We start from the raw sequence: 12,079 nt of genomic DNA on the forward strand, positions 1-12,079 counted from the left end.
ACTGCCGGGAAACCCCAGTTTGTGGCGTTCTTGCTTTATAAAAAAATCGGGTCACTCCCGTTTATCGACCCCCCACATCAATTTCGCGCGGAGCGTTGCCGAAAAACTATGGCCCAATCGCTTCACCACTTTTATGGAAAACGGAGCCTTTCGCAACACGACTTGCGAATCTGTATCCAACATAACCGAACGACCGTCGAGACTCAACAAATAACTATGGTTGCGGCTATCCACACGCAACGTAATATTCATATCGTCATTCACGACCAACGGTCGAACCGTCAAGCTGTGCGGCGCCACAGGCGAAATAACCCAATTGGCAGCCCGAGGCATAATAATAGGGCCTCCTACACTCATCGAATAAGCGGTCGAGCCGGTAGGTGTCGCCACGATTAAACCATCGGCCTGATAGGTATTCAAATAACTATCTCCCACAGTCGTATGAATGGAAATCATCGATGAAGTATCCTGCTTCAAGACAGCGACCTCATTAAGAGCATAAGGCCAAAAATTCTCCGACAAACCGTTAAACTCGACTTGAAGCAACGATCGCTCCTCTATTTTATACTTTCCCTCTAAAATTTCGTTCAATACCGGTTCTACTTCTTCGGCAGGGACATCGGCTAAAAAGCCCAGACGACCGATATTCACACCCAAAACAGGAATACCCCTGTCGCCTATTTTTTCGGCAGCCCGCAGGAAAGTACCGTCCCCGCCGATACTCAATGCCATATCGGCAGTATAATCGCTTCGACAATCGATCTCCCCGATTCTATGACAAACATCGGGAAATTCTTTCGATAAAAAATCATAAAAATCCCCGTGCGCTACAAGCTCCGCCTCGGTACGGGACAATGTCTGCAACACATGCCGAATCTGTTCCGATCGAGATGGTTGATAAGTATGCCCGAATAATAAGATCCTCATATATTTCTACTTCATATTTCAAGATAATACATCAATTCTTTTATCCTTTGTTCTATCCGCTCGTCCATGACTCCATGCAACTGGTAATAACTCACTACCCGATAATCGAACCGCTCCAACGAACGAAGCACAGGGGTGGCATCTTCCCTGTCTATTCGCAAACAAGCCTTCCATATACCTGTTTTCTCATCGGGACGAATCATCAAATTCATCACTCGACAATCGTTATCCTCCACCAATCGAGTCAACTCGGTAGCCGAATAATCTTCTCGCGGAATCTCCAATTCAATAATCGCTCCCGAAGAAGAGGTTTGGCACAAATGAGCGACCGCAACCAAAGCCGAATGAATGGATATCGCGCCCACATAACGGTGATCGGTCGTTACCACCGGAAGTATATCGTCGGAGTATTGAGCAAGTTGATTGACGACATCGAACAAATGGCTCTCTTCCCGAACAGACGGAGTACGCCAGTTTTCGCGCCCGATCTTTCCGGCTACATCGTCCCGAAGCAGCTCTTTCTCATGAACGACTCCGACATACGAGCCCTCGTCCACAATCGGCAGACTCGACAATCCAGACATCTGCATCGTCACCAACCCTTGTTTGACCGACATTCCCGGGGTTAAAAGAGGTATTTCGGGCAATATCATATCTTTTGCTTTCATTTTTTGCTCATATTTCTGTAATTCGTATTATTTTTGCGGTAAAGATTATACAAAAATAATGAAAGGTGTGTGCAGGATAAAACAAATCCGTTTGCTTTTTACGCCGGACTGCACCTTCTTTTCGCATTTTATGCAAATATAGTGAAAGGTGAGTGCAGAGACAAGAGGGAATTATATTTCCGACTTGGCTTTGCCGAAATGAGTCCTACACTATACAAATATAGGTATTTTTTCGGTGGACAAACCCGTCGGATTGTTTGAGTTAAAATTATTACCGACAATACCGAAGGTTTCAACACCAAAGCGAGATAAGGTTAATAAAGAGAAATGACAAAATTAAGTGTAAATGTCAACAAAATAGCCACCTTGCGAAACGCAAGAGGCGGTAATATTCCAAACGTGTTAAAAGTCACTTTGGACTGTGAATCATTCGGAGCAGAAGGTATCACGGTTCACCCCCGTCCCGACGAACGCCACATACGTTATGCCGATGTGTATGAATTAAGACCTGCTGTAAGCACCGAATTCAACATCGAAGGTTATCCCTCCGAAAAATTTCTCGACATGGTTCTCAAAGTGAAACCCACGCAAGTGACGCTCGTTCCCGATGCACACGATGTCATTACATCGAATGCAGGTTGGGACACCAAAAACAACTTCGATTTTCTTTCCAAAGTGGTCGACCTTTGTAAATCAGCGAATATACGAACCTCCATTTTCGTAGAACCGGATTTAGAGATAGTCGAATACGCCGCAAAAACCGGAGCCGACCGTATCGAATTATATACCGAGCCCTATGCCGTTCGCTATCCACAAGATAAAGAAGATGCGATAAAACCATTCGTCGAAGCAGCCGAGCATGCACGCGGCTTGGGATTGGGCGTAAACGCCGGGCACGATTTAAGCCTTGAAAACCTCCGGTTCCTGCATGAAAGAATCCCTTTCCTAAGCGAAGTATCCATCGGGCATTGCCTCATCTGCGATGCTCTGTATTTAGGTCTGCGGGAAACCATCAAACAATATAAAGAATGCCTGAAATAATCCATTAAACCGAACGCCATGAATTTATTGACATTGCTTTTGCAGACTACCGACACGCTTGTGACCCCCCCTGTTCTGACACCCACGGTCGAAACCGCAGGTGATTTGAATCTTTGGGAACTCGCCTGCAAGGGAGGAATCATCATGATTCCCCTTTTGTTGCTCTCCTTGTTATCCATCTACATTTTTTTCGAAAGGCTGCAAGTCATCAGACGAGCCGCACGCGAAGACAATACGTTTATGGAACGGATCAAAGACTATATCCACGAAGGCGATATAGATAGTGCATTGAAACTCTGCAAAAAAACCAATACGCCCTATTCCCGACTTATCGCCAAAGGTATCTCTCGCTTGGGTCGTCCCATGAACGATGTTTTAGTAGCCATCGAAAACGTGGGAAACATCGAAATCGCCAAACTCGAAAAAGGATTTCCGTGGTTAGCGACAACCGCCGCGGGAGCACCCATGTTGGGATTCCTCGGGACCGTCACTGGTATGGTGAGGGCTTTCTATAACATGGCATCGGCCGGAAACAATGCCGATATCTCCACGTTGTCGGGAGGTATCTATGAAGCACTGGTAACGACCGTAGCCGGTCTCATCGTCGGAATTATCGCACTCTTTGCCTATAACTATCTCGTATCACGTGTAGACGGGGTGATGAATCAGTTGGAAGCGAAGACTATGGAATTTATGGATTTGCTCAACGAGCCGGCAGAATAACTTGGAATCATGGCACTCAAACGAAGACATAAAATAGACGCGACGTTTAGTATGGCATCGATGACCGATGTCATATTCCTGTTGCTCATATTCTTCATGATCACCTCTACGATCGTCTTTCCCAACTCCATAAAGGTAAACCTTCCGCAAAGTAATCAGCAAGCGGCGGCCAAACCGCTCACACGGGTAACGATCGATGAAAACTTGAACTATTACATTGCTTTCGGAAACGAAGCGGCACAACCTGTCACATACGACCAACTGGTACAGAAATTGGCAGAAGCCCCGCAACACGACACCGAGCGATTCGTCGCTCTTTATGCCGACGAAACAGTCCCCTATCGCGAAATCGTCAAAATACTCAATATAGCCAACGACAACCGATTAAAAATGGTACTGGCCGCCAAGCCCGTACACAACCCATAACCCTTTTCCGTTTTCCGTGGAACAACAGAAAAAAGATAAAATACTGGCACTTGTCACGACAATCGTCTTGCACATAGTCGTCCTGTTTGTCCTGTGGCTCACTTTCTTAGGAAAGGAACCCATCGGCACAGGTAGCGGCGTATTGGTACAAGTAGGTTTTGTAGATGAATCGGCAGGTATGTTCGAATCGAATGCCGATCGTCCCGAACAAACCGAGGCGGAACGTCCCCGTGAAAACGAAGATGAGCTACTGACTCAAACCGACGAGGAAAGCATACACATCGAAAAGAAAGAAGATAAAAAAGATAAAACCATACAAGAGAATAAAAAAGACGAGCGCATAGCCAATCAAGTCAAAAATGCTTTCGGGAAAGGAGTTTCCAATGACGGCAGCAGAGGCGATAGCGACGAAGGAAGCGGCACGCAGGGCAATCCGTTCGGTAACTCTTCGACCGGCGAAATAACCGGTGTGGGAGGATATGGAGGATACAACCTCGGCGGACGCGGACTCGTAGGTTCATTACCATATCCCGAATACGACAACAGTAACGATGCCGGTATCATCACCATATCCATAACCGTGGATCCGCAAGGAAAAGTCATCAGTGCTATCGCTACGGTTAACGGCAGCAAAGGCACGGCATTCTCCAACCCGAAGTTGCGGGCATCCGCCGAAGCCGCCGCCCGCAAATCGCGATTCGAGCGCAGCACGGGTTCCTCCAATCAAACAGGAGTTATCATCTATATCTTCAAACAAAATTAAGCACTTCTTTACTACGGAATTAAAGTCGAAAGGAGAAACCTCTCGACTCCTTTCCTCTTGTCCCTCGCACCTTCGGCTTGTCCCGTAGCATTACGAGACAGCCTCTCACTCCTCCCCTGCCGTGTCCCGTAGCCTTACGGGGTGTTTTGCATCGCAAAATATAGGGGAGGTGTCCGAAGGACAGAAGGGTTAAATAAATATCCACAACAGAAGAAATGTATCAAGGTATCAACACTCTCCCTCTGCTCATCACAGATGAGATAGGGGGAGTGCCCGCAGGACGAGGGGGTTAAACTCTCAAAAACATAATTTATTATCTTCTCAATCCTTCTCCGAAGAGCCTGAAATGTAGCTATCGTCAAGCAATTCATCGCTAAAATTCATGTCTACCCCACAGTTTTCCTACTAAACTAAAAGAACAGTGCAATAAACGTAGAAATAGCGAGAGAATAATTTACGCCGTCTAATACCCCAACGCTATATTATCGATCCAAAAAGTATTGCCCAATCCTCCTATATAGGCAGTTCCACAAGTAGCCGAAGCCATTACCAACATGTGCGTTACCGGTTCATCGGCTTCTCCCCAACCCACTTCGACCACCGGAACCATATCGCCTTTGCTGTTTCGGCAATAATACGATTTATCTTCGGGAATAAGCCCCATATAAGATTTGTAAAAAGGCTTATCGGTAATATCCCCGTAGTGAATAGGCACACTATGACCGTTAACCCAATCGGGTGTACTCTTTATATATCGTTCTCTCCCAGTGCCCACACGACGAGCATACACATTTCCGTCCTCATCTTCCCACCGGTGCTGCAACAAAATATATACTTCCGCGCTATCTCTTCCGGCCAACTGTTTCCGAGAACTGAATCCGGTCGATTCCGTACGGAAATCATCGGGCGAAGCCTTATATTTATAATCGAAAATCAATCGCACGGGACGTTTGGTGAACGGTATACCCATTTCCATTTTGCCATAGGGATTACTCGTCGAACGAATCGGCTCGTTCACCTCTCCTAAAAAAATACTTCCGCTCACCAACACGTGAAGATTCATCATACCCAACACACGACAATCCTCTATGACGGTTTCCATACAAGCACATGTCCCGCCATCTTGACGTTTCTCCGGTCGTACGGTATTACTGGTTTTCACTATCCCCATTACATTCGCCATCACATTCGACGACGCCCAGGGAGAACCGCCCATGTTCCGATACGCTTTATTCCCTTTGATATACTGTGTCGGAGCGATGGCGTATACAGTCTTCGTTTTTCCTCCCAACAAAGCAGATTCCTTGATTTCACGAGTTACCCAATGTTCAAAATCGCCGAAAGCTATCGGTTCCACATGTTGAGCCCTCAGACTCACCGGCTCCAAAAGACCGAGCAAAATAATAAACAAACTTAGTTTTCGCATCTTTTTCATCTTAATTTTCACAAAGTCAGACGTTACAAAATTAAATCCTCCTTCGATTTATTGTGGACAATTATCTATTTTTAAATATTCACAGGTCCTCATTTTGTATAAAACCTTTCTATTCCGCTTTTTGTTCGAAACAAAAAATGTTTCTTTATGTAAAAATACAGAGGGTTTCAGAAAAGTATTTAAATCGGAAACGATCTCTTTAATTTTCATTATTTTTGCAATATGTATGAAAATAGAAGCGGTTTAACACGAGAAAAAACATATTCGTCTTACTCGGCCCCTATCCCATCATGCGTTATTTTTGTAAAAACATTACTATTCATTTATCTTATATCGAAAAAACACAATGGACACGGCTACATTCAATACATTCCTCGTCGTCATGGCCGTTACGGCACTTATCGTTTTCATCGCGCTACATTTTATCAACGCGGGCTACGGTATGCTTTTCGATAAAAAATGGGGAGCATCACTTTCCAATCGCATAGGCTGGATCGTCATGGAAGCTCCGGTATTTATCGCCATGATTTTCTTATGGATTTTCGCCACCGACGAATACCGGTTCGACCCGATTCGAATCACATTCCTCGTCTTGTTTCAAATTCATTATTTCCAACGCTCTTTCATATTCCCCTTTCTCATTAAAGGGAATAGCCGCATGCCACTCAGTATCGTGAGTATGGGTATCATCTTCAACCTGCTCAACGCACTCATGCAAGGAGGTTGGATCTTTTATATCTCACCCCTAGACTACTACACTGCCGAATGGTTCTATTCTCCGCAATTCATCATCGGAGTTATTATCTTCTTTGCGGGAATGTTTATCAACATTCAATCCGACTCCATTATACGCCACCTGCGCAAGCCCGGTGACCGACGGCATTACATACCGCAGGGAGGAATGTTCCGATGGGTATCCTCGGCAAACTATTTTGGAGAATGGCTCGAATGGGTAGGATTCGCTATCCTCACTTGGTCATGGGCCGGAGTCGTATTCGCTTGGTGGACATTCGCCAACCTCGCCCCACGGTCGGCGGCTCTTTACAAGCGATACAGAGAAGAGTTCGGAGAAGAATTTACAAAAGAAAAACGAAAAAAAATAATACCCTTCATCTATTGACAACATGGATAACGAATATTCCCAAAAACAGGCCATACTGTTCACTCCGGCTTCGATAGGCCCGATAACCCTGAGAAACCGCACAATCCGCTCAGCGGCGTTCGAAGGCATGTGCGACCATAACGCACCCACCGAAATGCTCTATGACTACCATCGCAGCGTAGCGGCAGGGGGTATCGGTATGACCACATTGGCCTATGCTTCGGTAACCCGAAACGGGCTCTCGTTCAAACATCAATTATGGATGCGACCCGAAATCGTCAAACCGCTGCGACGCATTACAGATGCCATTCACGACGAGGGAGCCAAAGCCTCCATTCAACTTGGACATTGCGGCAATATGTCGCACCGCAGCACAGCCGGCCAGATTCCCATATCGGCATCGACCGGATTCAACCTCTATTCCCCCACATTTGTGAGAGGAATGCGTAAAGACGAAATCGAGGAAGTCGCAAAAGCCTTTGGCACTGCCGTCAATACAGCACGTGATGCCGGATTCGACGCCGTAGAAATCCATGCCGGACACGGTTATCTCATCAGCCAATTCCTGTCCCCGTACACCAACCGGCGGCATGACGAATACGGAGGCTCGCTTGACAACCGCATGCGATTTATGCGCATATGCATGGAAAATGTGATGAAAGCGGCCGGCAGCGATATGGCGATAATCGTAAAAACCAACATGAGAGACGGATTTAAGGGAGGTATCGAAATCGACGAAGGCATACTCATCGCACAAGAACTCGAACGCTTGGGAGCCCATGCCTTAGTATTGAGCGGAGGGTTCGTCAGCAAAGCCCCCATGTATGTCATGCGAGGCGAAATGCCCATTACCTCCATGACTTATTACATGAAAACATGGTGGCTAAAATACGGTGTCAAACTGGCCGGACGATTCATGATACCCAAATCCCCGTTCCGAGAAGCCTATTTTCTGGACGATGCACTCGAATTTAGAAAAGCATTGAAACTTCCCCTCATTTATGTGGGTGGTTTGGTAGCTCGTCCGACGATCGAAAAGGTGCTCGACCACGGATTCGAATTCGTACAAATGGGACGTGCGCTCATCAACGAACCCGATTTTGTCAACCGCATGAAAAACGAAGGCGAAGAACGTTGCGGGTGCGATCATACGAACTATTGTATCGCCCGCATGTATTCCATCGAAATGGCCTGCCACAAACATTTGGAAGGACAGCTTCCCCCTTGTATCGCACGGGAAATAGAGAAAATGCACCATGCCACGAAATAAAGATCTTTCGGCATACACGGCTCTCGTCACCGGAGCGAGTTCGGGAATCGGGCTCGAATATGCTCGACAGTTAGCTGCGCAGGGAGCTAATTTGGTGATGGTGAGTATCGACAGGGAAGACCTCGATCGGGAAGCAAAAAAGATTGTCGACACCAGTGGCGTATCGGTCGAAACCATTTGCATGGATTTGGCCCAACCCGATGCGGCAAACAAACTTTACGACCACTGCCGACAAAAAGGAATACAAATAGAGATTCTCATTAACAATGCAGGCATATTCTCTTTTCAGGAAATAACACACACCGATCCGAAGAAGATAGAAACAATGCTCCAACTGCACATCGGTACAGTTACCCGCCTGTCCCGCCTCTTCGCCGCAGACATGTGTAACAGGAAACACGGATACATACTCAACATGTCCTCCTTATCCTGTTGGACGCCCTATCCCGGCATAGCGCTCTACACAGCGACCAAAGCCTATATCAGAGTGTTCACCCGGGCTTTGGGCTACGAATTGCGCGACTACGGAGTCGTAGCCACAGTCGTTTGTCCCGGAGGCGTTGCCACCGGATTATACGGATTAAAACCCGGCCTACTGAAATTGGGAGTTCGGTTAGGAGTCCTTATGACAACCGAGCGCTTGGTTCGCAAAGCATTAAAAGCCCTGTTCCGAGGCAAAAAACAACTTATCCCCGGAGTATTCAACCGTCTGCTGATTCCTTTGGCATCTATTATGCCCACCTCCATACGGCTATTTGTAAAACACCATCTGCTCGATGAATAAAGATTATTACATAGTTACCGGAGCGAACGGTAGCATAGGACAAACCATTACCGAAGCTCTCGCTGCCCAAAACCTCCCTGTCGTCATGGGCTGCCGGAATATAGCCAAATCACAACCCATCAGACAACGAATCATAGAGAAAACCGGTAATTCCGATATTCTCCTCTTGCCGCTCGACCTTGCCTCATTCCAATCCATATCCCATTTTTGTAAACAACTGGCAGAAACGGGTATCTCCATAAAAGCACTCGTTAATAATGCAGGAGTCATGTGCAAGGACTTCGGTAAAACCGTCGACGGATTCGAAACCTCGATAGGCGTCAACTACATAGGAACCGTTTTTCTCACCGAGTCGCTAATACCGCTCATGCACCCGGGGAGCCGCATTGTCATGACCACTTCGTTAACCCGATATATCGGGAAAATAGATTCCTCTTTTTTCTCCGACTCACCCCGAACCTACAAACGATTCAAGGCATACGGAAAATCGAAACTCGCCCTTACCATATACACGGCACACTTGTCCATGAAAATTCGAGATAAAGGAATATCGGTAAATGCAGCCGACCCCGGTATCGTCGATTCCGACATGATCACCATGCATTCTTGGGTCGATCCGTTAGCCAATCTTTTTTTTCGACCCTTTATCAGCTCACCCCGAAAAGGAGCGATCGGAGCGATCTATGCAGCGAGTGCGCCGGATACGGATAACATTACAGGCGAAATTTTCACAAAACACCGCCATACCCCTATCCCAGCTAAATGGAGAAAGTCTCGGCAAGCCCTATGGTTGCAAAACGAAACCGAAAAAATAATAGCCGGTATTAGGGCGTAAAACGCCCTTGCTTCCGACTGAAAATATAAAATTATACAAGACTTGTATTTTCTTATTAACTCGCCGCAACCGCCTATTAGACATAGGCACGAATGGTAACATAGGCATAATAATATGACAATTATCCAGATACGGAAAGTCCCATCTATCGACATACCTCTATTTAATCATATTTTTATAAACGAACCCCCTTTTTTCAGCACGTAGAATAAGAATTATAATTTTGTTTTTAATTCCGAAAACACTATCTTTGCCGAGTATTCAGACTTACATTTTCTCTTGTTTCAAGGGAAAAAGAAACAAGAGACATCTTTGATATTACGAACAAGTTCTGCCGGAAAAAACAACGATGTGAATCGTTATACTATCAGTCCCCTTTTTTTATGATATCGAGATTCCGGCAGAACTTTCCTTTTTTATATCCTTAGACCAAACAAATAAACATTAACCTCTCTGCACACGATGCAAGAGATGTCATCAACAAACACAATCTTGCCTTTATCGAGTTTTACCGGAAAGCAATAAAGCACAATAACAATACGACCAATTAGAACCGATTAAAAGGACTAAGTCGATAATTAGTGGGGATTCTCCTTTTATACCTCTAACCCCTCAATCAAAGATTATATAATATTTTCAACCCCCTCGCCTTGCAGGCACTCCCCCTATCTCATCTGCGATGAGCAGAGGGAGAGGATTGAAAGTATCACTTTGAACCGTTTTATCCCTTCGGAGCCTTATGGGGTATTCTCCTCCTCCCCTGCCGTATCCCGTAGCATTACGGGGTGTGGCAATAGGGGAGACACCGAAGAAACGGCAGTTTCTGATGAGAGGGGTTAAATGATATATAAAAACACTACTCCCTCTGATTTCTTACTGAGCCCATTCAAATTAACCTCATTTTTTATCTCCTAAAAACAAAAACCGCCGAGCTCGTTCAGAACTCGGCGGCATTATGTATGTAATCAAATCCTTCAATTACAATTTACCGGCACTGCCCAATACATTTTCAATTTTGTGCTTGTACAATTTTTCCATGTTGTCACGAGCCGGGCCCAAATATTTACGAGGATCGAATTCTGCGGGTTTCGTCGCAAACACCTCGCGGATAGCGGCTGTCATAGCCAAACGGCTGTCCGAGTCGATGTTGATTTTACAAACGGCCGACTTAGCAGCTTTACGCAATTCCTCTTCGGGAATACCGATAGCGGCATCCAATTTTCCTCCGTATTTGTTGATCGTATCGACCTCTTCTTGGGGTACAGAAGACGAGCCGTGCAATACGATGGGGAAGCCCGGAAGTTTTTCCATAACGGCATCCAATACGTCGAATGCCAAAGGAGGAGGAACCAAACGACCCGTCTTAGGATCTACATGACATTGTTCGGGTTTGAATTTATAAGCTCCGTGAGAAGTACCGATAGAGATAGCCAAAGAATCGCAACCTGTGCGAGTAGCGAAATCGATTACTTCTTCGGGGTCGGTATAAGTGTGATGTTCTGCACTTACCTCGTCTTCTACACCGGCAAGCACACCCAGCTCACCTTCTACTGTTACATCGAATTGGTGAGCATAGTCCACTACTTTCTTAGTCAGAGCCACATTCTCTTCGTAAGGCAAGTGAGAACCGTCGATCATTACCGAAGAGAATCCCATATCGATACAAGATTTGCACAATTCGAACGAATCGCCGTGATCGAGGTGCAGAACGATTTGAGGATGTTCGCAACCCAACTCTTTGGCATATTCCACTGCACCCTGTGCCATATAACGAAGCAATGTTTGGTTGGCATAGTTACGAGCGCCTTTCGAAACTTGGAGAATTACCGGCGATTTGGTTTCAACAGAAGCCTTGACAATAGCCTGTAACTGTTCCATATTGTTAAAGTTGAAAGCGGGAATTGCATAACCGCCTTTGATAGCCTTAGCAAACATCTCTTTGGTGTTTACCAATCCTAATTCTTTGTAGCTTACCATCTTATAATAAATTAATGTTAGTAATTCCTCATGTGAAAAGATTGCGAGCAAAATCAATAGGACTTTTTCTTATCAGCCAGTCCGACTTGTTTTCGACAATCGTTGCAAAGATAAACATTTTTGCCGAC

At 45.8% G+C, this 12,079-nt stretch carries 12 protein-coding genes; 8 read left to right on the plus strand and 4 right to left on the minus strand.

What is annotated here, in order from left to right:
* Positions 1–51: 51 nt before the first annotated feature.
* Both NBH06_RS07870 and NBH06_RS07875 read right to left on the minus strand, forming a co-directional pair.
* On the minus strand, positions 52–927 hold the full coding sequence (locus tag NBH06_RS07870; protein ID WP_195242008.1) for an NAD kinase: 876 nt from the start codon (positions 925–927) through the stop codon (positions 52–54).
* Positions 928–938: 11 nt separating this feature from the next.
* Positions 939–1,595, minus strand: a complete 657-nt coding sequence (locus NBH06_RS07875; protein WP_250793639.1) for a CBS domain-containing protein — start codon at positions 1,593–1,595, stop codon at positions 939–941.
* Between the two features lie 327 nt (positions 1,596–1,922).
* On the opposite strand from NBH06_RS07875, the gene NBH06_RS07880 reads away from it, so the two are divergent.
* From NBH06_RS07880 to tolA, 4 genes are read left to right on the plus strand one after another with little or no spacing between them, the layout of a single operon-like run.
* Positions 1,923–2,636 (plus strand): pyridoxine 5'-phosphate synthase, encoded by a 714-nt coding sequence (locus NBH06_RS07880; RefSeq protein WP_021891509.1) that lies wholly within the window; start codon positions 1,923–1,925, stop codon positions 2,634–2,636.
* Between the two features lie 18 nt (positions 2,637–2,654).
* On the plus strand, positions 2,655–3,359 hold the full coding sequence (locus tag NBH06_RS07885; RefSeq protein ID WP_008862723.1) for a MotA/TolQ/ExbB proton channel family protein: 705 nt from the start codon (positions 2,655–2,657) through the stop codon (positions 3,357–3,359).
* Positions 3,360–3,368: 9 nt separating this feature from the next.
* On the plus strand, positions 3,369–3,785 hold the full coding sequence (locus tag NBH06_RS07890) for an ExbD/TolR family protein (RefSeq protein ID WP_046410164.1): 417 nt from the start codon (positions 3,369–3,371) through the stop codon (positions 3,783–3,785).
* 16 nt (positions 3,786–3,801) lie between these two features.
* The gene (gene tolA / locus NBH06_RS07895; protein ID WP_250793641.1) at positions 3,802–4,548 is read left to right on the plus strand and encodes a cell envelope integrity protein TolA; all 747 of its coding nucleotides are present in this window, start codon (positions 3,802–3,804) and stop codon (positions 4,546–4,548) included.
* A gap of 463 nt (positions 4,549–5,011) precedes the next feature.
* Here the strand turns inward: tolA and NBH06_RS07900 are convergent, their stop codons facing one another.
* Positions 5,012–5,983 carry a PCMD domain-containing protein gene (locus NBH06_RS07900; protein WP_229033605.1) on the minus strand — a complete coding sequence of 324 codons (972 nt, stop codon included), beginning with the start codon at positions 5,981–5,983 and terminating at the stop codon, positions 5,012–5,014.
* Positions 5,984–6,329: 346 nt separating this feature from the next.
* On the opposite strand from NBH06_RS07900, the gene NBH06_RS07905 reads away from it, so the two are divergent.
* From NBH06_RS07905 to NBH06_RS07920, 4 genes are read left to right on the plus strand one after another with little or no spacing between them, the layout of a single operon-like run.
* A complete protein-coding gene (locus NBH06_RS07905) occupies positions 6,330–7,103 on the plus strand; it encodes a DUF1295 domain-containing protein (protein ID WP_250793642.1) in 774 nt (257 codons plus the stop codon).
* Positions 7,104–7,107: 4 nt separating this feature from the next.
* Positions 7,108–8,355, plus strand: a complete 1,248-nt coding sequence (locus tag NBH06_RS07910; protein WP_250793644.1) for an NADH:flavin oxidoreductase — start codon at positions 7,108–7,110, stop codon at positions 8,353–8,355.
* On the plus strand, positions 8,342–9,139 hold the full coding sequence (locus NBH06_RS07915) for an SDR family NAD(P)-dependent oxidoreductase (RefSeq protein WP_250793646.1): 798 nt from the start codon (positions 8,342–8,344) through the stop codon (positions 9,137–9,139). Before NBH06_RS07910 ends, NBH06_RS07915 begins: the two co-directional genes overlap by 14 nt.
* A complete protein-coding gene (locus NBH06_RS07920) occupies positions 9,132–9,974 on the plus strand; it encodes an SDR family NAD(P)-dependent oxidoreductase (protein ID WP_250793648.1) in 843 nt (280 codons plus the stop codon). The genes NBH06_RS07915 and NBH06_RS07920 overlap by 8 nt, the downstream gene beginning before the upstream one ends.
* Positions 9,975–10,952: 978 nt before the next feature.
* On the opposite strand, the gene NBH06_RS07925 is transcribed toward NBH06_RS07920, so the two are convergent.
* On the minus strand, positions 10,953–11,951 hold the full coding sequence (locus NBH06_RS07925) for a class II fructose-bisphosphate aldolase (protein ID WP_008862732.1): 999 nt from the start codon (positions 11,949–11,951) through the stop codon (positions 10,953–10,955).
* Positions 11,952–12,079: the final 128 nt, after the last annotated feature.

Origin of the sequence: Barnesiella sp. B2-R-119 (genome assembly GCF_023656675.1) — a bacterium.
Classification (GTDB): domain Bacteria; phylum Bacteroidota; class Bacteroidia; order Bacteroidales; family Barnesiellaceae; genus Barnesiella; species Barnesiella intestinihominis.

Bases quoted from the DNA above. Each gene is read 5' to 3' on its own strand.
- NBH06_RS07905 (WP_250793642.1), top strand. From the start codon at position 6,330: ATGGACACGGCTACATTCAATACATTCCTCGTCGTCATGGCCGTTACG.
- NBH06_RS07875 (WP_250793639.1), bottom strand. From the start codon at position 1,595: ATGAAAGCAAAAGATATGATATTGCCCGAAATACCTCTTTTAACCCCG.
- NBH06_RS07920 (WP_250793648.1), top strand. From the start codon at position 9,132: ATGAATAAAGATTATTACATAGTTACCGGAGCGAACGGTAGCATAGGA.
- NBH06_RS07870 (WP_195242008.1), bottom strand. From the start codon at position 927: ATGAGGATCTTATTATTCGGGCATACTTATCAACCATCTCGATCGGAA.
- NBH06_RS07900 (WP_229033605.1), bottom strand. From the start codon at position 5,983: ATGAAAAAGATGCGAAAACTAAGTTTGTTTATTATTTTGCTCGGTCTT.
- NBH06_RS07910 (WP_250793644.1), top strand. From the start codon at position 7,108: ATGGATAACGAATATTCCCAAAAACAGGCCATACTGTTCACTCCGGCT.
- NBH06_RS07890 (WP_046410164.1), top strand. From the start codon at position 3,369: ATGGCACTCAAACGAAGACATAAAATAGACGCGACGTTTAGTATGGCA.
- NBH06_RS07885 (WP_008862723.1), top strand. From the start codon at position 2,655: ATGAATTTATTGACATTGCTTTTGCAGACTACCGACACGCTTGTGACC.
- NBH06_RS07925 (WP_008862732.1), bottom strand. From the start codon at position 11,951: ATGGTAAGCTACAAAGAATTAGGATTGGTAAACACCAAAGAGATGTTT.
- NBH06_RS07915 (WP_250793646.1), top strand. From the start codon at position 8,342: ATGCCACGAAATAAAGATCTTTCGGCATACACGGCTCTCGTCACCGGA.
- NBH06_RS07880 (WP_021891509.1), top strand. From the start codon at position 1,923: ATGACAAAATTAAGTGTAAATGTCAACAAAATAGCCACCTTGCGAAAC.